The 24,048-nt window shown below is 44.8% G+C and carries 27 protein-coding genes; 18 read left to right on the forward strand and 9 right to left on the reverse strand.

Annotation, left to right across the window (positions count from 1 at the left end; genetic code table 11):
* The first annotated feature begins 1 nt into the window (after position 1).
* Complete coding sequence (gene folE, locus ABHV44_RS06200; protein WP_459073799.1) at positions 2–607, forward strand: GTP cyclohydrolase I FolE; 606 nt, start codon at positions 2–4, stop codon at positions 605–607.
* Positions 608–620: 13 nt separating this feature from the next.
* Positions 621–1,337 carry a Bax inhibitor-1/YccA family protein gene (locus tag ABHV44_RS06205; protein ID WP_459073800.1) on the forward strand — a complete coding sequence of 239 codons (717 nt, stop codon included), beginning with the start codon at positions 621–623 and terminating at the stop codon, positions 1,335–1,337.
* A 76-nt stretch (positions 1,338–1,413) separates the two neighbouring features.
* On the opposite strand, the gene rocD is transcribed toward ABHV44_RS06205, so the two are convergent.
* Positions 1,414–2,703, reverse strand: a complete 1,290-nt coding sequence (rocD, locus tag ABHV44_RS06210; RefSeq protein WP_459073801.1) for an ornithine--oxo-acid transaminase — start codon at positions 2,701–2,703, stop codon at positions 1,414–1,416.
* A gap of 268 nt (positions 2,704–2,971) precedes the next feature.
* Between rocD and ABHV44_RS06215 the strand changes: the two genes are divergently transcribed.
* From ABHV44_RS06215 to ABHV44_RS06225, 3 genes are all read left to right on the forward strand, one after another.
* On the forward strand, positions 2,972–3,391 hold the full coding sequence (locus tag ABHV44_RS06215) for a nucleoside-diphosphate kinase (protein ID WP_459073802.1): 420 nt from the start codon (positions 2,972–2,974) through the stop codon (positions 3,389–3,391).
* 147 nt (positions 3,392–3,538) lie between these two features.
* Positions 3,539–4,765 carry an isocitrate dehydrogenase (NADP(+)) gene (locus tag ABHV44_RS06220; RefSeq protein WP_459073803.1) on the forward strand — a complete coding sequence of 409 codons (1,227 nt, stop codon included), beginning with the start codon at positions 3,539–3,541 and terminating at the stop codon, positions 4,763–4,765.
* 72 nt (positions 4,766–4,837) lie between these two features.
* Complete coding sequence (locus tag ABHV44_RS06225; RefSeq protein WP_459073804.1) at positions 4,838–6,163, forward strand: MATE family efflux transporter; 1,326 nt, start codon at positions 4,838–4,840, stop codon at positions 6,161–6,163.
* Between the two features lie 205 nt (positions 6,164–6,368).
* On the opposite strand, the gene ABHV44_RS06230 is transcribed toward ABHV44_RS06225, so the two are convergent.
* Together ABHV44_RS06230 and ABHV44_RS06235 are read right to left on the reverse strand one after the other, a co-directional pair.
* Positions 6,369–6,521: a hypothetical protein gene (locus ABHV44_RS06230; protein ID WP_459073805.1), complete on the reverse strand. Its 153-nt coding sequence runs from the start codon at positions 6,519–6,521 to the stop codon at positions 6,369–6,371.
* A 14-nt stretch (positions 6,522–6,535) separates the two neighbouring features.
* The gene (locus ABHV44_RS06235) at positions 6,536–7,972 is read right to left on the reverse strand and encodes an ATP-dependent DNA helicase (RefSeq protein WP_459073806.1); all 1,437 of its coding nucleotides are present in this window, start codon (positions 7,970–7,972) and stop codon (positions 6,536–6,538) included.
* A 185-nt stretch (positions 7,973–8,157) separates the two neighbouring features.
* Between ABHV44_RS06235 and ABHV44_RS06240 the strand changes: the two genes are divergently transcribed.
* From ABHV44_RS06240 to ABHV44_RS06260, 5 genes are read left to right on the forward strand one after another with little or no spacing between them, the layout of a single operon-like run.
* Positions 8,158–9,030: a hypothetical protein gene (locus tag ABHV44_RS06240; protein ID WP_459073807.1), complete on the forward strand. Its 873-nt coding sequence runs from the start codon at positions 8,158–8,160 to the stop codon at positions 9,028–9,030.
* Positions 8,993–9,877 (forward strand): DUF3822 family protein, encoded by an 885-nt coding sequence (locus ABHV44_RS06245; RefSeq protein WP_459073808.1) that lies wholly within the window; start codon positions 8,993–8,995, stop codon positions 9,875–9,877. The genes ABHV44_RS06240 and ABHV44_RS06245 overlap by 38 nt, the downstream gene beginning before the upstream one ends.
* Entirely contained in the window at positions 9,865–10,410 is a 546-nt protein-coding gene (locus ABHV44_RS06250; protein WP_459073809.1) for an RsmD family RNA methyltransferase, read from the forward strand. Before ABHV44_RS06245 ends, ABHV44_RS06250 begins: the two co-directional genes overlap by 13 nt.
* Before the next feature lie 45 nt (positions 10,411–10,455).
* On the forward strand, positions 10,456–10,920 hold the full coding sequence (gene coaD / locus ABHV44_RS06255) for a pantetheine-phosphate adenylyltransferase (protein ID WP_459073810.1): 465 nt from the start codon (positions 10,456–10,458) through the stop codon (positions 10,918–10,920).
* Entirely contained in the window at positions 10,913–12,442 is a 1,530-nt protein-coding gene (locus ABHV44_RS06260) for a TlpA family protein disulfide reductase (protein ID WP_459073811.1), read from the forward strand. The genes coaD and ABHV44_RS06260 overlap by 8 nt, the downstream gene beginning before the upstream one ends.
* Here ABHV44_RS06260 and ABHV44_RS06265 read toward each other — a convergent pair.
* A complete protein-coding gene (locus ABHV44_RS06265; RefSeq protein ID WP_459073812.1) occupies positions 12,439–13,050 on the reverse strand; it encodes an NUDIX hydrolase in 612 nt (203 codons plus the stop codon). The two genes, ABHV44_RS06260 and ABHV44_RS06265, sit on opposite strands and share 4 nt — an antisense overlap.
* Before the next feature lie 7 nt (positions 13,051–13,057).
* On the opposite strand from ABHV44_RS06265, the gene pyrE reads away from it, so the two are divergent.
* Together pyrE and ABHV44_RS06275 are read left to right on the forward strand one after the other, a co-directional pair.
* Positions 13,058–13,714, forward strand: a complete 657-nt coding sequence (pyrE, locus tag ABHV44_RS06270; RefSeq protein ID WP_459073813.1) for an orotate phosphoribosyltransferase — start codon at positions 13,058–13,060, stop codon at positions 13,712–13,714.
* Between the two features lie 17 nt (positions 13,715–13,731).
* The gene (locus ABHV44_RS06275; RefSeq protein ID WP_459073814.1) at positions 13,732–14,133 is read left to right on the forward strand and encodes a hypothetical protein; all 402 of its coding nucleotides are present in this window, start codon (positions 13,732–13,734) and stop codon (positions 14,131–14,133) included.
* Here ABHV44_RS06275 and ABHV44_RS06280 read toward each other — a convergent pair.
* Complete coding sequence (locus ABHV44_RS06280) at positions 14,130–14,879, reverse strand: biotin--[acetyl-CoA-carboxylase] ligase (RefSeq protein WP_459073815.1); 750 nt, start codon at positions 14,877–14,879, stop codon at positions 14,130–14,132. The two genes, ABHV44_RS06275 and ABHV44_RS06280, sit on opposite strands and share 4 nt — an antisense overlap.
* An 86-nt stretch (positions 14,880–14,965) precedes the next feature.
* Between ABHV44_RS06280 and rsfS the strand changes: the two genes are divergently transcribed.
* From rsfS to ABHV44_RS06310, 6 genes are all read left to right on the forward strand, one after another.
* Complete coding sequence (rsfS, locus tag ABHV44_RS06285; protein WP_459073816.1) at positions 14,966–15,343, forward strand: ribosome silencing factor; 378 nt, start codon at positions 14,966–14,968, stop codon at positions 15,341–15,343.
* A gap of 49 nt (positions 15,344–15,392) precedes the next feature.
* Complete coding sequence (gene ftsH / locus ABHV44_RS06290; RefSeq protein ID WP_459073817.1) at positions 15,393–17,552, forward strand: ATP-dependent zinc metalloprotease FtsH; 2,160 nt, start codon at positions 15,393–15,395, stop codon at positions 17,550–17,552.
* 15 nt (positions 17,553–17,567) lie between these two features.
* Positions 17,568–17,777 (forward strand): hypothetical protein, encoded by a 210-nt coding sequence (locus ABHV44_RS06295; RefSeq protein WP_459073818.1) that lies wholly within the window; start codon positions 17,568–17,570, stop codon positions 17,775–17,777.
* A complete protein-coding gene (locus ABHV44_RS06300; protein ID WP_459073819.1) occupies positions 17,774–18,583 on the forward strand; it encodes a phosphatidate cytidylyltransferase in 810 nt (269 codons plus the stop codon). Before ABHV44_RS06295 ends, ABHV44_RS06300 begins: the two co-directional genes overlap by 4 nt.
* A gap of 66 nt (positions 18,584–18,649) precedes the next feature.
* Positions 18,650–19,309, forward strand: coding sequence for a phosphatidylserine decarboxylase family protein (locus tag ABHV44_RS06305; protein ID WP_459073820.1), 660 nt, complete (start codon positions 18,650–18,652; stop codon positions 19,307–19,309).
* Between the two features lie 55 nt (positions 19,310–19,364).
* Complete coding sequence (locus ABHV44_RS06310) at positions 19,365–19,898, forward strand: hypothetical protein (RefSeq protein WP_459073821.1); 534 nt, start codon at positions 19,365–19,367, stop codon at positions 19,896–19,898.
* Positions 19,899–19,974: 76 nt separating this feature from the next.
* Here ABHV44_RS06310 and ABHV44_RS06315 read toward each other — a convergent pair whose 3' ends face one another.
* From ABHV44_RS06315 to ABHV44_RS06330, 4 genes are all read right to left on the reverse strand, one after another.
* The gene (locus ABHV44_RS06315) at positions 19,975–21,756 is read right to left on the reverse strand and encodes an agmatine deiminase family protein (RefSeq protein WP_459073822.1); all 1,782 of its coding nucleotides are present in this window, start codon (positions 21,754–21,756) and stop codon (positions 19,975–19,977) included.
* An 88-nt stretch (positions 21,757–21,844) separates the two neighbouring features.
* A complete protein-coding gene (locus ABHV44_RS06320; protein ID WP_459073823.1) occupies positions 21,845–22,654 on the reverse strand; it encodes a hypothetical protein in 810 nt (269 codons plus the stop codon).
* 75 nt (positions 22,655–22,729) lie between these two features.
* The gene (locus ABHV44_RS06325; protein WP_459073824.1) at positions 22,730–23,374 is read right to left on the reverse strand and encodes an alpha/beta hydrolase; all 645 of its coding nucleotides are present in this window, start codon (positions 23,372–23,374) and stop codon (positions 22,730–22,732) included.
* The gene (locus tag ABHV44_RS06330) at positions 23,375–24,040 is read right to left on the reverse strand and encodes a hypothetical protein (protein WP_459073825.1); all 666 of its coding nucleotides are present in this window, start codon (positions 24,038–24,040) and stop codon (positions 23,375–23,377) included.
* Positions 24,041–24,048: the final 8 nt, after the last annotated feature.

The raw sequence follows: 24,048 nt of genomic DNA on the forward strand, positions 1-24,048 counted from the left end.
CATGAGTGAATTTGAAAAACTAGAGGCTTACGACCAAAAAGTTACGGACAAATTGGCGGAGGCTTATTCGGAGATAATTTCAGACCTTGGAGAAGACGTCAACCGCGAGGGACTGGCTAAAACTCCTGAGCGCGTTGCTAAAGCAATGCAATTTCTTACAAAAGGCTACGCTGAAGACCCATCTGATATTCTGCGTTCTGCAATGTTTAAGGAAGAGTATCAGCAAATGGTGCTGGTAAAAGATATAGAGCTGTACTCACTTTGCGAACATCACATGTTGCCATTTTTTGGAAAAGCGCACATAGCTTACATCCCAAATGGACATATTGTCGGATTGAGCAAATTGCCACGACTTGTTGATGCTTTTGCACGTAGATTGCAGGTGCAGGAGCGAATGACAGTACAGATCCGAGATGCTATTGACGAAGTTCTTAAACCCGCTGGAGTGGCTGTTGTGATTGAAGCACAGCACATGTGCATGCAAATGAGAGGAGTGGAAAAACAAAACTCCATTACCACAACATCGGCCTTCAAAGGTGAGTTTACAGAGCAGCGAACTAGAGAAGAATTTATTAGCTTAGTGTTCGGATCTAGAATTAAAGTTTAAATAAGAAAACAAAATGAGAGATATTATAGACAGAGATCAGGAAGTAACCATTGAAGAAGGATCGATGGCGAAGGCTTTTATGGCCAACGTTTTTTCTTACATGGTTTTGGCGCTCGCCATTTCTGGAGTGATGGCCTGGTGGTTTGGAACCACTGAGATGATCGAATACATCATTGGCCCGCAAGGAGGTTTCACAGCTTTGGGATGGGTGACTTTGTTATCGCCTTTTGCCTTTATCCTGGCGATGAATTTTGGCCTTCAGAAATTTTCAGTTCCAGTTTTGATGTTGATTTTTATCGCATTTGCTACCATGCTGGGAATCAGTTTGAGCACAATCTTTTTGAGATATGATTTGGGTGTGATCTACCTCACTTTTGGAATTACGGCCGGAACTTTCGGAACTATGGCAGTGCTGGGTTACACGACTAGTACTGACCTCACCAAGTTTGGCTCTATTCTTTACATGGCACTCATCGGACTAATCATTGCCATGGTAGTAAACTGGTTTGTAGGGAGTGATGCAATTGATTACTTAATTTCTTGCATCGGAGTGTTGATCTTCACAGGTCTCACTGCTTACGATACACAGAAACTCAAAAGAATTGGAGCGGGAGTGGAGTACGGCTCGGACATGTCGTCAAAGCTGGCGATTATGGGAGCTACAACGCTCTACCTCGATTTTGTGAACCTCTTTCTTTTCTTGCTAAGAATAATTGGCGGAAGAGATTAATTAGAAGACGACAAAATAAAAAGGCGGATTTCCCTCGGGAAATCCGCCTTTTTTGTTTTTGTAAGTATTCGACAAGTTATTTCTTCTCGAATTCCAAAATTGTTTTTCTGATAATCGAAATGCAGTCCATCAATTGCTCTTTGTTCATCACCAATGGTGGAGCAAAACGGATGATATTTCCGTGGGTTGGTTTTGCCAAGAGTCCATTGTCGCGGAGCTTAATGCAAATGTCCCAGGCCGTTGAGCTTTCTTCATCATCGTTGATGAGGATCGCATTCAGAAGACCTTTTCCTCGAACGCCATTTACCAAATCGCTTTCGTCTACGATTTTCTGCACTTCGCTTCTGAAGAGCTCTCCAAGTTCGCGGGCATTTTGAGCAAGACGTTCATCCTTTATCACCTCCAGTGCTGCAATAGCAACTCTTCCTGCAAGTGGGTTTCCTCCAAATGTAGATCCGTGAGTTCCGGGAGTAATAACCTCCATCACCCAGTCGTCACCAAGGACAGCGGATACTGGATAAACTCCGCCAGAAAGTGCTTTTCCGAGGATTAGTAGGTCGGGACGAGTGTAAGTCTCTTGTTGCTCGCAATCACCCTGGCAAGTGCAGTTTCCACAGCAAGCCAAAAGGCTACCTGTACGGGCAATTCCTGTCTGAACCTCGTCTGCAATAAAAAGCACCTCTTTCTCTTTGCAAAGCGCTGCTGCTTTTTTGATGTAATCGTCATCCGGAGTGTTTACACCAGCCTCACCCTGAATTGGCTCAACCATAAAGCCTGCAACTTTTTCGTCCTCAAGTGCTACTCGCAAAGCTTCGATGTCGTTGTAAGGGATGCGAATAAATCCTGGCGTGTAAGGACCAAAGTTTTTCTTGGCCGTTGGGTCGCTACTGAAAGAAATGATGGTCGTTGTTCTCCCGTGGAAGTTGTCCTCGCAAACAACAATTTTGCTTTCGTTCTCTTCAATTCCTTTTTTCTCGTGGGCCCATTTGCGGCAGATTTTGAGAGCGGTTTCTACCGCCTCAGCACCCGAGTTCATCGGGAGTACCTTGTCAAAATCAAAGTATTTTGTGATGAACTGTTCGAACTGACCGAGCACACTGCTGTAAAAAGCACGGCTGGTAAGTGTCAGTTTTTCACCTTGCTCTTTGAGAGCTCCAATAATGTGTGGATGGCAATGGCCCTGATTGACGGCTGAGTAGGCTGAAAGAAAATCGTAGTATTTTTTCCCTTCTAGGTCCCACACATACACGCCATCACCGCGGTCGAGCACTACCGGAAGCGGGTGATAGTTGTGCGCTCCGTATTTGTTTTCCAGTTCCATGGCCTCTTTCGAGGTGAGCTTTTGCTCTGCTGATACTTCAGACATGTCAATTTCGTTTTTTCGAGATTTCTAATAAGTCCATTGCTGTCGGAGTTTCCGGCTATTTGCAATGAGAGCAGACGAATATACGCCTTTAGGATAAAAGCTAAAAGGTCGGAATAATGTTGACGGCAGGCAAGTTTGAAAGCCAGTATTTTAGCCTCAGGTTAATCTAATGTGAAATGTGCAGAGGTGCTTTTCTCACTCGCACTTTTCTGAAAGAAATCACTACTTTCGCAGCCCATTTGAAATATTCTTAAAAAAACAAACAGAAATGGCTGGAAATAGAACATTCACAATGATTAAGCCTGACGCGACAGATGCCGGGCACACAGGAAAAATCATCGACAAAATCATCGATGGTGGGTTCACCATCAAAGCAATGAAATGGACGAAATTGAGCAAAGCAGAAGCCGAGCAGTTTTATGCAGTTCACAAAGAGCGTCCTTTCTTCAACGACCTGACAACTTACATGTCTTCAGGGCCAATCGTTGCAGCCATTTTGGAAAAAGATAACGCAGTGGAAGACTTCCGTACGTTGATCGGAAGCACAGATCCAAAAGACGCGGCTGAAGGAACTATCCGAAAAATGTTTGCAACCTCTATCGAAGCAAATGCAGTGCACGGATCAGACAGCGATGAAAATGCCGATATCGAAGGCGGCTTTTTCTTCTCTCAGCGCGAACGCGTTTAAAGAATTTGAAAATTGAAGAGCACCACAAAAGGTGCTTTTCTTTTTTTATCCCGGCACCCTCTGACTGCCGGTTGCTTTCTCGCAGTCGATCAGTTATTTTTGCGTGCCTTTTCAATAGTTAGTTATTAATCGATATAAACATCAGCAATGAGCAAGATCAAAGTTGAAAACCCAGTAGTAGAGCTGGATGGTGACGAGATGACAAGAATCATCTGGAAGTTTATCAAAGACAAACTGATCCACCCTTATCTCGAATTGGATATAAAATATTACGACCTCAGCATTCAAAAGCGCGATGAAACTGAGGATCAAATTACTGTAGATGCCGCAAAGGCTATTCAGAAATACAATGTGGGAATTAAATGTGCTACCATCACTCCAGATGAAGCACGCGTAGAAGAATTCGACCTCAAGAAAATGTGGCTTTCGCCAAACGGTACTATTCGTAACATCGTTGGTGGAACAGTTTTCAGAGAGCCAATTCTTTGCAAAAATGTTCCTCGTTTGGTGCCCAACTGGACTGCTCCAATTTGCATTGGACGTCACGCACATGCCGACCAGTATAAAGCGACAGACAAGGTAATCAAAGGAAAAGGAACACTCAAAATGACTTTCACTCCAGAAGATGGTGGTGAAACTGAAGAGTGGACGGTTTACAATTTCCAGGGAGATGGAGTTGCAATGAGCATGTACAATACCGATGAAAGTATCTACGGTTTTGCTCGCTCTTGCTTCAACCAGGCACTCGCCAAAGGATGGCCACTTTACCTTTCAACAAAAAATACCATCCTCAAAAAGTACGATGGTCGCTTCAAGGATATCTTCGAAGAAGTTTATGTGAACGAATTTAAAGATCGTATGGATGAAGCCGGTCTCACTTATGAGCACCGCCTAATCGATGACATGGTAGCAGCTGCCTTGAAATGGCACGGTGAGTTCGTTTGGGCTTGCAAAAACTACGATGGTGACGTACAGTCAGACACTGTAGCTCAAGGATTCGGTTCACTCGGATTGATGACTTCAACCCTCGTTACTCCCGATGGAAAAACCATGGAGGCCGAAGCTGCTCACGGAACTGTGACCCGCCACTACCGCAGACATCAGGCCGGAGAGAAAACTTCTACCAACCCAATTGCATCCATCTTTGCGTGGACTCGTGGATTGGATTTTAGAGGGAAACTCGATGACAACGAAGAGTTGCGCAAATTTGCCAAAACACTTGAAGATGTTTGTGTAGACACCGTGGAAAGCGGCAAAATGACTAAAGATTTGGCACTTTGCATTCACGGAAAAGACATGACACCAGAGCACTACCTCACCACTGAGGAGTTCCTCGATGCACTAGATTCAGAACTCAAGCGCAGAATGGCGTAGAGAATCTATAAAATGATTGAATAAATTGCGGCTCTCCTGATCGTTTTGGGAGAGCCGCTTTTTTTTTATGGCATGAAACGAGTATCTCTCAAGGAAATAAATCGACTGGCTTTCCCTGCAATTATTGCTGGTATTGCAGAACCGGTGATCGGACTGGCAGATACAGCCATCATTGGGAACTTTCCGCAAGACACTGAAGCTTCGCTCGCAGCTGTCGGTCTGGGATCTTCTTTCTTCCTCACCATGCTTTGGATCATGGCGCAAACCAAAAGCGCCATCTCAGCGATTATCTCAAAGTATTTTGGATCCGATCGAATTGGCGAAGTGAAAACACTCGTGCCGCAGTCGATTGCCTTGAACATCCTAATCGGCCTGATCACCTTCGGGGTGACGAGCTTCTTCGCATTTGAGATTTTTAGTCTCTACAATGCCGAAGGAAAAGTGCTGGAGTACAGCGTTTCGTACTACTCAATCCGGTCGATTGGCTTTCCTTTCACGCTAGCCACATTTGCCATCTTCGGAATTTTTCGGGGTATACAAAATACACTCTGGGCCATGTGGATCAGCATTTCCGGAGCAGCGCTAAACATTGTTTTGGACATCCTGCTCGTGTACGGAGTGGAGGGCTACATTGAACCGCTGGGAGTGGACGGAGCCGCTTATGCCACACTTTGTGCTCAGATGCTGATGTTCGTACTGGCCCTGGTCACGATGTACTGGAAAACCTCTTTTCGCCTTTCGCCCTGGCTGCCAAAGCATCCCGAACTTGGTAATTTGTTTGGAATGAGCGCCAACCTGGCTGTGAGAACCATCAGTCTCAATGTGGCTTTCTTCGCGGCAAATGCTTTTGCTACGCTCTACGGAAACCAATTTATCGCAGCACATTCCATCGCCATTCAGATTTGGCTTTTTTCTTCCTTCCTGCTCGATGGTTACGCCAATGCAGGAAATGCAATTTCGGGGCGTTTGCTTGGTGGAAAGCGCTGGCACGCACTAAAGAACTTGTCAAAGGATTTGGTAAAAATCAGTCTTTTCATTTCCGTTGGGCTGTCACTCTGCTACCTGGCGCTTTATCCTTTTATGGGAGATTTTTTCACGGTCGACAAGTCTGTGTCTTCCATCTTTGACGAAATCTTTTGGCTTGTCATCATCATGCAGCCGATAAACGCCATTGCCTTCACTTTTGACGGAATTTTTAAAGGGCTCGGAGAAACAAATTTTCTCAGAAATGTACTTATGATCAGTACTTTTTTGGCTTTTCTCCCGCTGGTCACACTTTTTCATTTTTTCGACTGGAAGCTTTACGGAATCTGGGCAGCATTTGGCGGATGGATGATCGTCAGATCGGCTCTGCCCATTCGCTACTTTGCTCAAAAGTACGGATCGAGAGTGCCGTAGGTACGACCGTCATTTTTCTTTAACACAAATTCTTCGCGTTGTTGTAGAGAGGAACCCAGCGGGTTCCAATGTTTGTAGCCATGAGAATGTGAAATGAAACCCGACCCCGGAGTGGGTCGAATTTTTTACTTGGCGAACGCATCCCGTGAAGGGAAGAGGTGCGACCCCTCTGGAGTCGAATAATCATTATTGACCAACCTTAGAGCTATAAATATTCGATGCCTCTGGCATCGTAGTCGAGCGTTGCTGAATCATCATCCAACACTTCAATCACAGCTCCAGAGGAGCGACAAATTGGTAGCGGTGTGAGCCGGTATTCCAGGAAAGTCCCAGCGGGACGACATTGTGGTTTCTGCATTTCATGCTGAGCATTTATTCCCCAAAAAAAGCCTTGTCAAAATTCAAGAGATAAAGTTTTTCTGAAGCTCTGGTCACGGCAGTGTAAAGCCAGCGGAGGTATTCCTTTCCCATCATCTCCTCGTTTACAAAACCCTGGTCTACAAAAACCACTGGCCATTGCCCACCCTGTGCTTTGTGGCAGGTGATGGCATAAGAGAATTTAACCTGAAGTGCGTTGTAAAAAGGATCTTCCATTACCGCTTTGTGGATTTTTTCGCGTGCCCCGAGCTCCACGTAATCCTCTGCTACATCGTGGTAAAAAGCTTTCATTCTCTCTTGAGGCATGTGAGCACCCTCAGTTGATATGGTGTCGATTAGAATCTTGGCTTCTAGCGGTGGCATGTCGGGATAATCGATGAGTTCGATCTCTACTTCGGCAAACTGAAAGTCGTAGAGCTCTTCGAATTTTATGATCTTCTTGATCTCTGCAATGTCGCCATTGGCGATAAAACTGGCCATTTTCGATTGCTCATCGTCCAGCCAGAAATAGTTGTTTCGAACCACCATCAACATGTCGCCAACGGCTAGGTCTTCTTCTCGCCAAAGTAGTCGGTTTCTGATTTGCTGATTGAACAAGTTGGCTCTTTTATTGGATCTGGTGATAACCATCGTGCCCCGATCGCCAAACTCGTTGTAGGCGGTTTGCAATTCTTCTTCAAGTTCGTCTCCCGCTAGCCGGACTATATCTGAAAACCCACCGACTTTTAGGTGAGGAAACTCATTGGGATTGTTTCTGATTGCATCGCGCAGGTAGGTGGCGTTTTCCAAAATTCCAGAGTCGTGCGATTGACGCAAAACTTCGGTGAGTTCGATTTGCGCAGCGGTTACCGAGAAGCTGTTCTTAAGGTACTCAAGATTGAGTGCCGGACTTTCATCAATTCCCACTGGAGGCAACTGAGCCGTGTCGCCAATAAGAATCAGACGGCAGTTTTTTCCTGAAAAAACGTAGCTCATCAAATCGTCCAGCAAATCGCGATAAGTTAGCGAGGAACCATCGGCCAGGCCACCAGAAGAGCTAATCATCGAAGCCTCGTCAACAAAGAAGACAGTGTTGGTGTGCAGGTTAGGAGCTTTTTCGAAACTCACAACTCCGCCTCGCCCAGTTTTTTTACGGTAGATCTTTTTGTGGATGGTGAGAGCCAGGTGTCCTGAGTAGTTGGCCATTACTTTAGCAGCCCTTCCTGTGGGAGCGAGCAACACAGATTTGTATTTGATGTTTTCGAGTGCTTTGGTGATGGCGCCCACAACGGTCGTCTTACCTGTTCCCGCATAGCCCCTTACCAGAAGCAGGCAATTTGGCCGTTGGGAGAAAGTAAATTTGCTCACTGCTCTCAACAGCCTTTCCTGATCGGCTGTGGGTGTGTAGGGGAAATTCTCAAGGAGATCTTTATGAAATGAATTCTCGCTCATAATCGGCCTCGAAGTTAGACAGGATATTTTTTGATCAAATTAACGGAATCGTAACACACGGAGCACAGTCGGAATTCCGTTCTTTGCAGACCTTATTGGGCGCTACTTTCCTCGCATTTTTTCGTTTGAAAAAAATTGTAGATTTGTAGCCATTGTAAAAATAAAAGTCACGTAACCTCAACAGCATGCAGAATTTCTTTAAAGTCTCTGGAAAGTACGTCATCTCTGTACTTCTTCTGGTTTTAGGATCAACTTTTTTGTACAAATATGCCTCAGCAGGAGAGATAGATTCTCAGCCTGTAGACATGCTTTTTGGAGCGCTGTTTTTGCTCTTTGCCGGAATCCTTTCTCTGCCTTTTGTAATGTCGAAATTACCATTAGCATTGACCAAGGTTTTGCTGGTAGTGTGCATCGTGGGTGCTGGTTACCTCGCTTATAGAAATGTTTTCGTAATCGAAGAAGAAATTGAATTCAGAGCGAAAAAAGAACAAATCGAATCGCGCACCATTCAGAGAATGAAAGACATTCGTACAGCTCAGGAAGAGTTCGAAAAAAACTACGGTACGTACACAGACAACTTCGATACGCTGATTTCTTTTATCAAAAACCCAATTATCCCAATCGTCTACAGAAATGGAGATGTTAGTGCCAACGATTCACTGATGGATTTGGACAAAAGAGAGCGACTCAAGTTTATCATAGGCATGAGCAAACTTGAAGAAATGGGAATGACCGAAGAAGAAGCTGTTGCCAAAGGTTACGAAGTGCGCGATACAACTTACGCTTCGCTCTACGAAAAGCAATTTGCTAAAGGACCTCGTTCGGAAAAAGGATTGCCTCCAGTATCGCTGGACAGCTTGCCTTACAGCCCGGCCTCAGGTGAAAGATTTATTATGCTCACTGACAAGATCATGGATGGTGGAGTTGAGCGTTCAACAATCCTGGTGAAAGATCCTAAGCCATACGGCAAGCCAGGCACCGAAAAAATCCCAAAGGATACGCTCATGTTTGGAGATCTTGATGATGCAAACACAAGTGGTAACTGGGGAAGCAGATAATCAACTGGAATATCAAGACGATCTGATCGATTCTGTCGCTACGAGCGATTGCCATCTGGCTATGCGGCTGGATACTGACGGGTTTCAGTATGCTGTATTCGACTCGCACAGCGATCAATGTGTATTTCTCAAAAAAGTACCTAGAGACAGTGAGCAGGAAATTGACTTGCTTGTATTCTTCGAGGCTCAACTTGCAGATGAGGCTCTGCTGAGTAAAGACTACGGAAGTGTTTCGTTGGCTTTTGCTGGAGGTCCGGCATTGGCAGTACCTGCAGGGTTCACCGAAGAGCAAAACGCTCAAAAATTACTTGAGCTTCACTTAGGACATGCACCGTCAGAAGTTGCAGAAGAAAAAGTCGAAGTTGCCGGATTGAGCTGGCTCTACGAATTCCCTGGTGAGATAGTGAAAGCAGCAAAGAGCAGTTTTCCCAATGTGAAAGTCTCACACAATAGCGCCTGGATGGTGCAAAGCATGTTGAGAAAAAGTAAGTGGGCCAAAGGGAGACAGGTGTTTGTGGATCTTTCAGATACCTTTTTCGATCTGTATATCTTGAGCGATGGCAAACTGGAGTTTTACAACGCGTTCTCTGCCCACAGCGAAACGGATGTTTTCTACCACCTGGCCAACACCTTGCAAAAACTGGGACTGAAAGCCGAAGAGGAGAAAATTCTGATTTCGGGTCCTGTGGACGTGGGTGGCGACACGATGAAACTATTCAGGAAGTATCTCAAAAACACTGATCTCAACTTTGGAATGGACTTCTACAAGCTGGCCAAAGGATTGGGAGGTGCTAAAAAGCAGTATTTTGTAAGTCTCCTAAATCAATACGTAGTATGCGCGTCATAGCCGGAAAATTTCGTGGCCACCGTATAACGCCACCGAGCAGAATTGATGCCCGGCCTACAACCGACTACGCGCGGGAAGGACTTTTCAATGTGCTCAATAACAGAGTGTATTTTCAAGAAATAAAGGTGCTTGATCTTTTTGCCGGTACCGGAGCCGTGTCCTACGAGTTTTACTCTAGAGGAGTGGAAGATATTCTGTCGGTAGACAAGGCTCCTTTGAGCTACACGTTTATCAGCAAAATGGTTGCTAAACTAGAGATGAAGGGTCTCAAGCCCCTCAGAGCTGATGTGTTCGAATTCTTGAAAAAGCATCGGGAGAAGTACGATATCATTTTTGCCGATCCTCCTTACACGCTGGAGAATATTGAAGAAATACACCAGCTTGTAATGGAAAATAATTTACTCGAACCAGATGGTGATTTCATTCTGGAGCACAGCGAACACAAGGACTTTTCACACCTCTCTGGTTTCACTGAAAGGCGCAGGTACGGAAACGTGAATTTTAGCTTCTTTTCTCCCGGGGACGAAAAATAGCAAGCTCACTTTATTAACTTCGTTGCAAACCAAAAGGAAACGGTCATGAAAAGGATTGCAGTTTTTCCAGGGTCTTTTGATCCCATTACTAAAGGTCACGAAGATGTGGTGCTCAGAGCGAAAGATCTTTTTGATGAAATCGTAGTGGCCGTTGGTCAGAACTCATCCAAGAGTTCTATGTTTCCGCTCGAAAAGCGCACCCAATGGATCGAGGATACTTTTAAAGACTATGCTCACATCCGCACCGAAACCTACACTGGATTGACGATCGAATACTGCAAATCCATCGGAGCACAGTTTTTACTCCGGGGAATTCGAAACACAAACGATTTTAACTACGAGCAGTCAATCGCACAAATGAACCGCTCACTAAATCGCGATGTTGAAACCATTCTCCTCTTCACGGCACCAGAGCTTTCTGCAATAAATTCCACCATCGTTCGTGATATTGTGAAAAATAATGGGGATGTGGCTCAATTTCTGCCAGAGGGAATCAATGTTTATGAATAAGCTCAGTTTACTCTTTCTTTCGCTTTTGCTGTCTGTTGGTGTCACTGCCCAGCAAACCATTATCTCTGGATCGGTGCCCTCTGACCCCGAAGGAGAGGTCACCTTGTTTAAGGTAGAAGACATCGTTAGCAACCACAAAACAGTGGTGAAAACTGAATACGTTGACGCCAAGGGCAACTTCCAATTCCGCATCTTTCCAGAAGAAATAGAGCAGTACATTTTGCGAGTTGGCGAGCGTAATGCTCAAATTTTCGCAGAGCCTGAAAGAGTTTATCAAATCACAATACCAGCTTTTCCAGAGGACAAGCCGAGGAGATTTTATGTAGCACACAACACAGTAGATCCAATTTTCGAAAAGCTTCCGGCTAATGATATCAATGCGCTGATCGCCAACTTCAATCTGAGATACGAGAAGTTCTACAGTGATCACTATCCGGAAATTGCCAGGTCGAGTGGAGGAGGCCATTCGGCTTACAAAAATGCTCAGCGAAAAAAGCTGAAGGATACTTCGATGATTACCGAGGACGACACGTTGAAGCAAGGGGCAACAGCGGAGGAGTACTACAAGTTGGTGTTGAACTTTGAAAGTGAACTTGACTCCGTTTACTCCTCAGTGGACAATGATTTTTTCGAATCTTATGTTGATTACGCGGTTGGGAAGATGAAGCTGAGCGCAGGATTGCAAAAGGATCCTGCTTACGAAGAATACCTTCAGGGAAAAGATGTTTTGCTGGATCATCCGGAGTACCTCAATTTTTTCAACGCTTTTCACGGTGATGCCTTCCGCGACATCACCAGCCGAAAAGAGGGATTGGCTCTCAAATCAGCACTTAATAATGCCGATGGAAGAGAAGCTGTATTTAGTGCTCTTGACAGTGTTTATCCTTATGCGCCAACTTCGGCAGAGAAAGACTTGCTCATAATTACGCAGGTTCAGCGCGTTTTTGAAGAGGGCTTTTACTCCAAGAACGCACTGTTGACATTGCTTGGGGAAGTGAGCGAAAATGTGGAGGATGAGCAGCTTTCGGAAATCGCGACTAACCTGAAAAGTCAACTTGCACGGAATATGGCAGGTTACCAGTTGGAGAGCTTCAAACTCCTCAACGCCAACAATGAAATGGTAACACTCGATGATTTCGAAGGTCAGTTTGTGTATATCAGCTTTTTTGCGACCTGGAACAAAAGTAGTTTGCGGGAGCTCTCGATGATTAAAAACCTGGAGAAGGAATACGGCAGGGAAGTGGCTTTTCTGAGTATTTCAATGGACCGCAATTACCCAGACTACAAAAAGTTTATGCAAAGCCATATGGACTACGACTGGCAGTTTCTCTACGGATCCGGTGACAAATTGCTTCAGGAAAAAATGGGTGTGTACTCACTGCCGCATTTCATCATGGTCGACCCCAATGGCAAGCGAATGTTTAGCTACACAAAAATGCCAAGTGAGGGAATTGAAAAAATCTTTTACAGGATTAAGCACGAGGCGAACAAAGGAGAACAGATTCAGTTTTGGGACGACTAAATCACTTTTTCAACCACATCCAGAATATTCGGGAAAACGTTTTTTCGCACTTCGCTCAGATCTTTGGGGTCAATCCAGCGAATGTCTGTGATGTCTTCTTCGGTCTGAGGAACCAGATTTTCGGAACTGCTGCTGTGCATCAAATACCAATGTGATGGCTTAATTGCTTTTTTGCCCTTGTACTTATAAACGTGATAGGTAGTTGTGATTTTTTCAATCAACTTCACATCCTCCAGGCCACACTCTTCTTTTACTTCTCTAAGCGCACCATCGCGAATAGTTTCTTTTCTTTCGAGTTTTCCTTTTGGCAAATCCCAGGAGCCTCTTCTAAAAATGAAAAGAATTTCACCTTTTTCATTTTTGACCAATCCACCAGCTGCTTCGATGACCTTAAAATAGCTTTTAAAGTCCTTCCACAAGTGATCTAGATCAGGGTGGTAAAGATTGAATTTTTTGATGTCTGGGAAATTTTTTAAAAGCTTAAACAAAAGCTTTATGTCGCTCTTATCGAAGTATTTAAAGGTCATTTCCCGATCAGCTTCCAGTCCCGATTTAATCGGAGCCGAAGAGAGAAAGACGGGGCGGTTTTGAATAAAAACTTTATACATTTGCAGTATGCAAGCCAATGAAGAAATCGGCCTCAAAGTAGCAGAATTTCTGCTTCAAATCAAAGCGATTGAGCTAAAGCCGAACAATCCGTACACCTGGGCTTCCGGCTGGAAGTCACCGATCTACTGCGATAACAGAAAAACGCTATCGTATCCTCAGATCCGAACGTACATTCGTCAGCAGTTCACTGAGACAATTATCGATGAATTTGGTAAACCTGATGTAATTGCCGGTGTGGCAACAGGCGGGATTGCCATGGGCGCACTGGTGGCTCAGGAACTCGGAGTTCCATTTGCCTACGTGCGTGCAGCAGCCAAAGATCATGGGCTTGGAAATCGCATTGAAGGATTGATTGAGTCAGGTCAATCTGTAGTGGTTGTAGAAGATCTTGTTTCAACTGGCAAAAGCAGTCTGAGTGCTGTTGAAGCTCTCGAAGAAGCCGGTGCCAAAATCAAGGGCATGGTAGCCATTTTCACTTACGGCTTCCGTGTATCTGAAGACAACTTTGAAAAGGCCAATTGCCGATTGATCACTTTGACGGACTACAACAATCTGATCAAGCAAGCTTTGAAACTCGACTACATTACTGACGAACAAGTGGAGACACTACAGGAATGGCGAAAAGAGCCTTCAAAATGGCAGCCAGCACTTATCGATAAATAAAATTACACCAGAGATTAATGGCCAGGATAGAAAGTAAGAAAGTGGAGGTGAATGCTTCTGCTTCAGAGGTATTCGAGTTTTTGAAAGACCTAAACAACTTAGAGGAGCTTTTGCCCGAGGGCAAGATTTCCGATTGGCAATCGACTTCTGAGAAGTGCTCTTTTAAAGTCCAAAACGCTTACAAAATAACTCTTGAGCAGGACAAAGAAGAAAAGCCACATTTTCTTCAGCTCAAATCCGGTGAAGACGGACCACTGCCATTTGTGTTAGAAATTTATCTGAAAGGAGAAGGCGACAAAATCGAAGCGCAGCAAATCTGCGATGCCAAAATGAATCCGTTCCTGAAAATGATGGCAGAAAAACCATTGAAGAACCTCTTCGATCACATTGCAGATAAGCTTTCCGAAAAATTCAGCTAAGGTAAATAAACTACCTCACCATTGTTGCAGAGTATTTCCTCGCCCTCGAGCGACTCTAAGATCAATTTTCCTTCTGGAGCAACTCCGCGAATGATTGCCTGTATCTCGCTTCCTCGATAGCTAAATTTTCTGGTTTTGTTGAGTCCGAAGAGATGTTCTCTGTAATCCGATCTCAGTCTTTTGAAATTTCCATTCCTCAGGAGATCGTAGCGAAGCTCAACGTGTTTGAGCAAAGAATCACAGACAACATCCACAGGTATGAGTCTGTTCGACTCTAAAGCCAATGAGGTGGCACCCCTCTCTTCAAAACCAGTCTGAAGAACGTTGATGCCCACACCGACAATCGAAGATTCAATAATTCTGTTGTTGAGTGTGTTTTCGATGAGGATGCCGGCTATTTTTTTGCCATTCACCAGAATGTCGTTGGGCCACTTGATGTGTACTTCCGCTGTTTCACAAAACGATTTCACGGTATCGAAGACGCCAAGGGCAACTGCTTTGTTGAGCAGTGCATTTCTGTCTAGCTCCAAAAAATCTGGTTTAAGAATGATTGAGAGCAGAAGGTTTTTTCCGCTTTCAGCTTCCCAGCTTTTACCGCGTTGTCCGCGGCCCGAAGTCTGAAATTCGGACAATATTACAGTGCCCTCTCCCGGATTGGCATCTCTAAGCAATTTGGCAGCAAAGTTGTTCGTAGAGTCTATCGACTGAAAGGTGTATTTTTCACGTTTTTTAAAGTGTCTGCCCATCGGTTGAAACTTAGTAAACACGGGGATTTGCCACCCTCAAATTTTGGCTAAAAATATTACTTTTGTACGGAACATAAATACAGCGAATGCCCAACAAAAACGAAGAAATCCAAAGAAATAAATTATTACATACAATCATTGATGGAATTCAGGAAGTCAAAGGCCACGAAATCGTGTGTCTCAACCTGACAGAAGTTCCACACGCAGCAGCCGACTACTTTGTAATTTGTCACGGTAACTCAGATACGCAAGTAGACGCAATCGCAAGAGCAGTGGAGCGCGAAACGATGGATGAACTTCGCGAAAGACCGTGGCACAAAGAAGGTCAGAACAACTCAGAGTGGGTTTTGCTGGACTATTTTAATGTAGTAGTTCATATCTTTCACAAAGAAGCTCGCAAGTTTTACGAGCTCGAAGATATGTGGGCAGATGCAGAAGTGCAGAGGATCGAAAACCGCGCGTGAACACGTCCCGGCCGGGACGGTTATCAAATCAACTTAGAAAACAGGATAGATGTCAGAAAACAATAATAAGAGAGACCAAAAGGGACCTCAGGGTTCGGGTAAAAAGCCCAACAAAAACCCTAAAGGAAAGTTTAATTTCTACTGGATTTACGCAATCATCGGAATTGTGCTGATCGCTCTTAACCTCTTTAGCTTTAGCGGAGGAAATGTAGAAATTACATACCGCGACTTCAAAGATATGGTGGAGCAGGGCTACGTGAAAAAAGTCGTGATTCAGGATGGAGAGCGAGTCGCAGTAACCCTCAACCAGGCCGGTCTGGATGCCAAAACAAAAGAACTCGAAGACAAGTCGCTGATCAACAGCGTAGATAAAAATGGACCACACTACTATTTCATCACTCCTTACGGAAAAGACTCTTTTTCCGATTACATGGAGAAAATTGCCGAAGAAAAGAATGTAGAGGTGAAGCGCGCTCAGAGCAACGAATGGGGTGCGCAACTTTTGCAGTGGCTAATTTTTATAGGAATCATGATTGCCATTTGGGTGCTCATCATGAGACGCCTCGGTGGCGGTGGAGGTGGCGGAGGCCAGCTCTTCAACATCGGGAAATCAAAAGCTCAACTATTTGAAAAAGGAAAGGGAACAGATGTCAACTTCAAAGACGTAGCTGGTCTCGAAGGAGCTAAAGAAGAAGTTCAGGAAATTGTAGACTTCCTCAAGAACCCTAAGAAATACACCGACCTTGGTGCGAAAATTCCTAAAGGAGCACTGCTGGTAGGACCTCCGGGAACAGGTAAAACCCTTTTGGCAAAAGCCGTTGCCGGTGAAGCTCAGGTTCCATTCTTTAGTCTCTCAGGTTCCGACTTTGTGGAGATGTTTGTAGGTGTGGGTGCCTCTCGTGTGAGAGACCTTTTCCGCCAGGCCAAAGAAAAAGCTCCTTCGATCGTCTTCATTGACGAGATTGATGCCATTGGTAGAGCGCGTGGAAAGAACGTGAACATGGGATCTAATGATGAGCGTGAAAACACACTCAACCAGCTCCTCACAGAGATGGACGGTTTTGGAACCAACAGCGGTGTAATTATTCTGGCAGCAACTAACCGCGCAGATATTCTCGATAAGGCACTGATGCGTGCTGGTCGTTTCGACAGGCAGATTTATGTGGACATGCCGGACCTCAACGAGCGTAAGCAAATCTTCCAGGTGCACCTGAAGCCAATTAAAGTTGACGAGTCGATCGACATTGAGTTTTTGGCAAAGCAAACACCAGGATTTAGTGGTGCGGATATCGCAAACATTTGTAACGAAGCTGCGCTGATTGCCGCAAGAAAAAATAAAGAAAAGGTCGATAGAAACGATTTCCTCGATGCAGTTGACAGGATCATCGGAGGTTTGGAGAAGAAAAACAAAATCATTTCTAAGAAGGAGAAAGAAGCCATCGCCTACCACGAGTCGGGTCACGCTACTGTGAGTTGGCTCCTTGAGCACGCTTCGCCTTTGGTGAAAGTGACCATTGTTCCGCGTGGACAATCGCTGGGTGCCGCGTGGTATTTGCCGGAAGAGCGCCAGATCACAACCACAGAGCAAATTTTTGACGAAATGTGCGCTGCCCTCGGTGGTCGTGCGGCTGAAGAAATAATCTTCGGGAAAATTTCTACTGGTGCGCTGAGCGACCTCGAAAAAGTCACCAAGCAGGCTTATGCCATGGTTTCCATTTACGGAATGAACAAGAAAATCGGTAACAGAAGCTACTACGACTCCCGGGGAGAGAATCAATTCACGAAGCCGTACAGTGACGAGACTGCGAAAATCATTGATGAAGAGGTAAGCCGAATTATCGAAACAGCTTACGAAAGAGCCAAAGAACTTCTCGAAGACAACAGAGATAAGCTCACTCTGTTGGCCAAAAAGCTTCTCGAAAAAGAGGTGATCTTTAAAGACGACCTTGAAGAGATCTTTGGAAAGAGAAAGTGGAAAGGCAGCGATGATCAGGATAATTCTATCAGCAGCGATGCTCTTAGACCGGATGACAAGCAGGTTCTTCGCCATAAGCAAGAGGAGGATGCCGATAAGTCTGGCGAGGAAAAAACAGATGACAGTGAGAGTGAAAAGCCGAAGTCGCAGAAGAGTAGCGAAAACGGTAAGTCAGGTGAAGACAGCTCAAAGGAAGAACCTTCTGAAGCTAGTTCTGACACAAGCAAGAATTAACCGATTTTTGGAGTCGTGGATAAGGATTGGATGAAAATCTACAGCGATGCTTTAGAGCATACAGTAATGCTCGTGAAGCTGAAACTTGAGGAGAACAACATCCCTACAATTATCCTTAACAAGCGCGACTCCTCTTACAATGCATTTGGCGAAGTAGAGCTTTACATCCGCAGAGAAGATTCTGTAAAAGCACGTCATCTCATAAATGATAACTTCGAAGAGTGAGTGAACTGCAGAAACGTACGGTCACAGGATTGTTTTTCGTTCTCATTCTGATCTTTTCAATAATTGGGTCGGAATGGACGCTCAGTGGTGTCTTCTATATTTTTACCATCATTGGGCTCGGTGAGTTTTTCACGATGTTCGGCAAGAAGTCAAAAAGAAAACCTTTCTCAGGAGTCGGCCTTTTGCTGGGAACGGTTGTTTACTGGTTTCTGGTGATCAACGCAATGGGCCAGCAGTTCGAAAATTGGTGGATATGGCTTATTCCAATTCTAGTTGCAGCCGGATTAACAGCTCTTTTCTCAAAAAATGAAATGCCCGGAATCGACCTTGGTCTCACGCTCCTGGGAGTTGCATTTGTCTCTTTGCCTTATGCGCTGCTGAGCAATATTTCTCTTATAGAAGGTTACTACAACTACGAAGTGGTTCTCGGGTTTTTTATCATGCTTTGGACCAACGACACTGGGGCCTATCTGGTCGGCAGAAAGCTTGGAAGGCACAAGTTGTTCGAGCGCATTTCACCGAAAAAATCCTGGGAAGGCTTTTTTGGAGGTGTCGCATTTTGCTTTATTGCAGCAGGTGTTATCGCTCAGTTTTTTGAGTCACTCGCACTTTCCGAATGGCTGATTGTAGCGGCTATCGTTTCAGTTTTTTCTAACCTTGGAGACCTCTTTGAGTCAATGCTCAAGCGGAATTGTGGGGTGAAAGATTCGGGCAAGATATTTCCAGGTCATGGTGGAGTTCTCGACAGATTAGACGGATTGATTTTTGCCATTCCGATGGTTTATTTTTATCTGATGATAAAATAGGATATTCGTATAACTTTGCCGCCAACTTCATCGGTAGCAGAATTCCGGTGAGTGAACCTGATCGTTATGAAAATTCACAAAGAAGGATCGAAAATCATCCTTTTCACATTTATACTTTTAGCAGCAATAAACTTGCTTGTGTTTTGGCTCACAGATGGAAGTAAAATCTGGTTGAGTACAGCTTTGGTAGCGACCTTCATTATGTTTTTGTTGGTCGTTCAGTTTTTTAGAGTCCCCAAAAGAAGACCTGGCGGAGAAGAAACCGATGTCCTTGCACCAGCCGATGGAAAGGTTGTAGCTATTGAAGAAGTCTACGAAAATGAGTGCCTGAAGGACAAAAGAATTCAGGTTTCCATTTTCATGTCTCCACTGAATGTGCACGTGAACTACAATCCCATTTCAGGAACAGTGAAGTACGTGAAGTATCATCCCGGGCTTTTCCTGGTAGCCTGGCACCCAAAGTCGTCTACCGACAACGAGAGGACAACAATCGTAGTGGAAAACTCCAAAGGACAACAAGTGCTTTTCAGGCAAATTGCCGGAGCTGTGGCCCGCAGAATTGTGCATTACATGAAAGAAGGAATGCAGGTGAAACGAGCCAACGAATTTGGGTTTATCAAATTTGGAAGTCGTGTGGATGTTTTGCTCCCGGTAGATTCAGAAATCGTAGCTAAAATTGGTGACAAAACCCGCGGTTCTGAAACCATTATAGCTCGTTTGAAGTAAACACATTCTCCTTAGAAACTCGAAAAAAAACAACCACCTTAATAACCTCTACTCGATGAAAAGAATATTCCTCCCATTGTTTCTGGCTCTTTTGTTTTTGAGCTCTTGCGAATCTGAACAAGAAAAGAAAGACAGAGAGCTAGCCCAAAAAATTGACGATAACATTGAACTTTCCGGAAATCAGTTTGGAGAGTTTAAAGTGATATTGAAAGGTTCACTTATCGACACGATCATTACTGTAGAAGGAAATGAAAGCTTTGATGTGAAGTACGACAACAAGACTGGACAGATTGATGGGAAAATGGCAAGTGCCGATGGAGCCATTGCCGTGGAATTCGGCTTCAAGGGCACAGATCTCGGTTATCGCTCTGTGAACAACAAAGAAAATTATGCTCGCATCGATTTCGATGTGGCAGGACACAGCCTTTCAGATACTCCCATAGACAAGGCGAAAGTGGCCGTTAGGAGAGCACAACCTGGAAACTTTGCCGTTGGTTCTTACACGGGACTAGTTAATTTGGATGGCAAATCTCACACTTTGAGAATCGAATTTGAAACAGCTCTTGAAGCAATTCCTGAAGAGAGCTAGGCAAAGAAACTTTAATGAAAAGCCCGGACATGCTTCTGCATCGTCCGGGCTTTTCATTTGCAATCTTTTTTGGTGATTACTTCACCATAATTCGTTGAGTGATTTTTGTGTTGCCAGCTTCAAGTACGAGCAGGTAGGCTCCAGATCTCAGCTCAGCAGCATTGAAAAAGTACTTGCTTTCACCTACCGGAAATTCTCCCTGGTGAATGTCCATTACCTTCTTGCCAACAACATCGTATAGCGCGAGAGTTCCCTTAGAGCCTTTCTCAAAATTCACAGGAATGCACGTGATAGCTCCGGCAGGGTTTGGAAAGGCCGGGGCAAACTCCGCGATATTTGTTTCGTGAACGTTGATCGTTTCACCAGTCACCTCGAAGCTCCAATAGCCTTCAGGCGCAGTCATTGGTCGGGTCAAAACCTTTCCTGAGTTCGATTCACCTTCGATGTAGTAGTAAACAGTGGTTCCCTGAGCCTGAGCCGGAATTGCTGCAGACCAATTGTTTTCATCAACAATGGCATTCATCTGAACCTCGGTGTAATCACCTTCGAGATCCGTTTTGTAAAAAAGTCTTGCGTCTGCAACACCACTTCTGTGGTCAACATAGGCATTCACCTCATAGTCGTTCTCATCGTCATCCGTGTCATCTAGCGGTTGGTGGCTAATGAGCAGTGGATCAGCAACTCCAATTTCTTTGGTGATGCAATGAATGGCTCCACTCAGCGCGATGATCGCCTCTGGCTGGTCGTCACAATCGATTCCAACGATATTGTAACCGGGCATTTGTTCTTCCCAAATTCTGAGGGCCGTTGTGTCGTATTCGGTGCGGTAGGTAGGTACTATAACTGTTTCGTTTACGAAAACAGCGTTTGTGTAAGTTCTATAGTAGCCAGATGGATTATCATCGGGATAGAGTCCGCTAGGGCTGTCGGGCATTGGGATGCGCACAACCTCGTAAGGAGTTCCATACACCGAATTGAAGTTGTTTAGAACGTACTCAATGTTGGCGTTGATCTGTGGTCCATCAGCTACACCCTCAGGATACTCACCGACAAGCAAGGTTTCTTCATCCAGCAGTTTCATATGCATGTCGATGTGGTGAATGTTATCGTAAAGGAGCTTTTCCATTTTCACGTAGCGCTCAACTCCCATAAAATCCATCATGAGGTTGTCAATGTCTTCCTCATCTTTTGGAGTCACGTTGTACGGATTGTCAGGTTCATTTTCCTCCAGAACCAACTCAGATGAGAAGGAGGTTCCAAATCCATCACTCATAAAGTTTCCTCCAGTGCTCACAAAATCAGTTGGAGCAGCGGTGGTCGTGTAGAGTGGAATGCCTTTGAAAGCGGCCACTGCAGCGGGCGAAGCATCGTCAAGCGGACGAGGCCGGTTGTAAATCCAATCCACCAGTAACAGGCTATCGACTCCATTGGCATAAACGGTATTAGCACCGTAGTCTCTGATCCAGATACTGTTGAAGCCCGGATTGATCATGGAAATGTTGTCCATGTTGTCGAGAGGTCCACCTGCAGCGCTTCCCATTAAAAAGGACTCTGTTTCTGCGGCATTGTCGGTGATTATCAGAACTTCACATTCAGGCTGGGTGGCTCTTGTGATTTGCTTCAAAATTCCCGGGAAACCAGTCCATGTGATAGTAAGCGTCTGGATTTCTTCCCATTCGGCCATTGTTCTGAGAGATGAAAAATCCGGAGGGGTTTCAATTCCCGCTGAGCCACCGCGTTCGAAATTTCCTGATTCGAGGATGTGTCTTTCCTCATCAGTAAGAGTCCTTGGCAAAATTTCCTGTGCCGACATCTGCAGAGAAAAGCAGACTAGCAAGAGTGCGTAGAGTTGTTTCATTTCAAAATTTTAGGTTTGGCCCGAAAATACTCTAAAATCGTGTTCAGAGCAACTCACTGGCTTCTAAAACGGAGTTCGTTTTGGAAAGCTATATCTGATATGAGAAGCCAACAGAGTAATGATTTACAAAAAGATTAAAGTCGAAAATAAAATATGGCGAGAAAGAGGTGTTCAAATTGCCGAAGACAGTGTATCGTCCACGTGAGAAATGAGCTCCCACTCCATAATTGTGAAGAATCACGCTATTTTCAGAAGATGGATCGATTGAAAAGCCATAAGAACCATTTAGGCCAAGGTCGAAGTTATCGTGTTTGAAAACAAGTTCTGAAGTGAGTGATAAGTTGGTCAGAAAATTATTGGGTGCTTCATCTGAAATCGTGGCGTAACCGTCACTGCCTTCGAGTTCTTTTCCGCGAATTTCGTTTTTAAATCTCGCGAATTCTCCACCTTCGCCCCAGGCTGTAGCACGGATTCCGAGAACTCTCCAGTCGAATAGATCGAAAAGAGGAATGTTCAAGTTTGCCTCTCCAGATAAACCGCCTCCGAAGAAGGACTTTTCACCCTGTAGATCTCTTACTAGTTGCACGTTATAACTTCCGGCATAGCCAAAAGCACCATAGGCCAGATTGAAATTCTTAAAGGTGTGTGCACGATGAAATCGAGCTCCTCCAAAAATGATGTCTTCATTTGTGAAATAACCGTAACCATCGTTGTGCGAAAGATAAGCGGAAACGTAGCTTGCTGATGTGTCTTTGTCGTGATAGGCGGGTTTCGGCTGATACCTGGTTGCTTCAGCAGTGTTGGCAATTCCGTAACTCAACGTGCAGCTATTTAAAGAGGCCATTAGAAAAGGTGCGGCAGATATGATCCATAGCCAGTGAAATACTGTCTTTTTCATAAAGAGTACGTTTTAGTTAATCCCTAAAAATAGCCAAAATACAGGAACAGCCCAGATAGCTCTTGCAAGTGCTTTTCAGCGACCTAGAGAAATTGTAGTCAACGCGTCCCGATCAATTTCGTGTTTGCCATCAAATCGTTTCAGGTCGTACCGTATTCCTCCTTCATCCAATAATTGCTGCACCTGACGAATGTCTTTTTCCTCAATAAACGGATCTCGAGTGCCCATCACCAACAACAAATTGAGCTCATTGAGTTTGTCACCGTGAACACCGAGGTCGAGGTCTGGAGGAAATGAGGCAGCCCAAAGCACGAGCTGCTCAATTTGCACATCACTTTTTACGGCCCAACGGCAGGCAGTTGCACCACCCTGAGAAAAGGCCAGCACTTTGATTTTCGCATCTGGATGCTTTTCAGATAGCTTTGTGATCAATCGATTGAGGTAGTTGATGTTATCCTCGATGTCAGCTTCACGATCGTCTTTTGTCATCCAGGATGCTACGACTCTTCCCGAAAAACCTTCCTGATAAAAACGATGCATGCCCTCAGCGGCCACAACTAGAGTGTCTTCAGAGTCGAGTGGTTCAAATTTTCTGATAAAGTAGCCCGGGTGCTGGGCGTAGCCGTGCAAAATGATCCAAATAGTCTTCACTTCACTTTTTGGCTCGGACAGCGAAAAGTAACGGGCTGTTTTCTCAACAGTGAGATGATGTTGATTCATTTAATAACTGATGTTTACCTGGGTCGTGTCAAATGCCGGGCAAAATACAGAATCTATTCTGGATGAATCGTAGCTCAGTTTGCTGATTTGATAGCTGTAGTAGATCGTCCTGTCGCCCAAAAGCTGGCAGGTGAAAGACGTGTCTACTGTCTGTCCGGTGAGGGTTACAGTTTGGTTGTTGCAGCAGGCACAGGTCGGGAAACTCGCATTCAGGTTGCTGTAGGAAATCTCGTCTTCGAACGTCTCTGGGGCAGTATTTTGAATACTGACCTGCAGCCATGCGCGCGAATCAAGGTTGACCGTCAGATTGTAGGGATTGTCTGGGTTAAAGTCATCCGGGTTGATAGTGAAGTCCCTTGAAAAATAATTTGGTTGATCAACTTCCAGCAAAAACTCTACAGTGTTTTTTCTCTGAAAAGTGAAACTGAAAGTCCCGTTCTGTCCGGTTACAATTTCACCGATTTGATCGAAAGCTCCCGAAACCACACCGCCATCCAGTGTTTGCTGACTCAATTGCACGGTGGCTCCCTGCACTGGTGATTGAGTAGAAGCGCGAACAACTTGTCCTTCCACAGTGAGTTCAACCTCGTTAGCCTGTTCTTTGCAAGACATAAAAAAGAGGAGAAGTAAGGAGGGAATGATGAACTTAAGTCGTGATAAAATCATGACCTAAA

This window comes from Halocola ammonii, assembly GCF_049334165.1.
Classification (GTDB): domain Bacteria; phylum Bacteroidota; class Bacteroidia; order Flavobacteriales_D; family Sanyastnellaceae; genus JBEGHD01.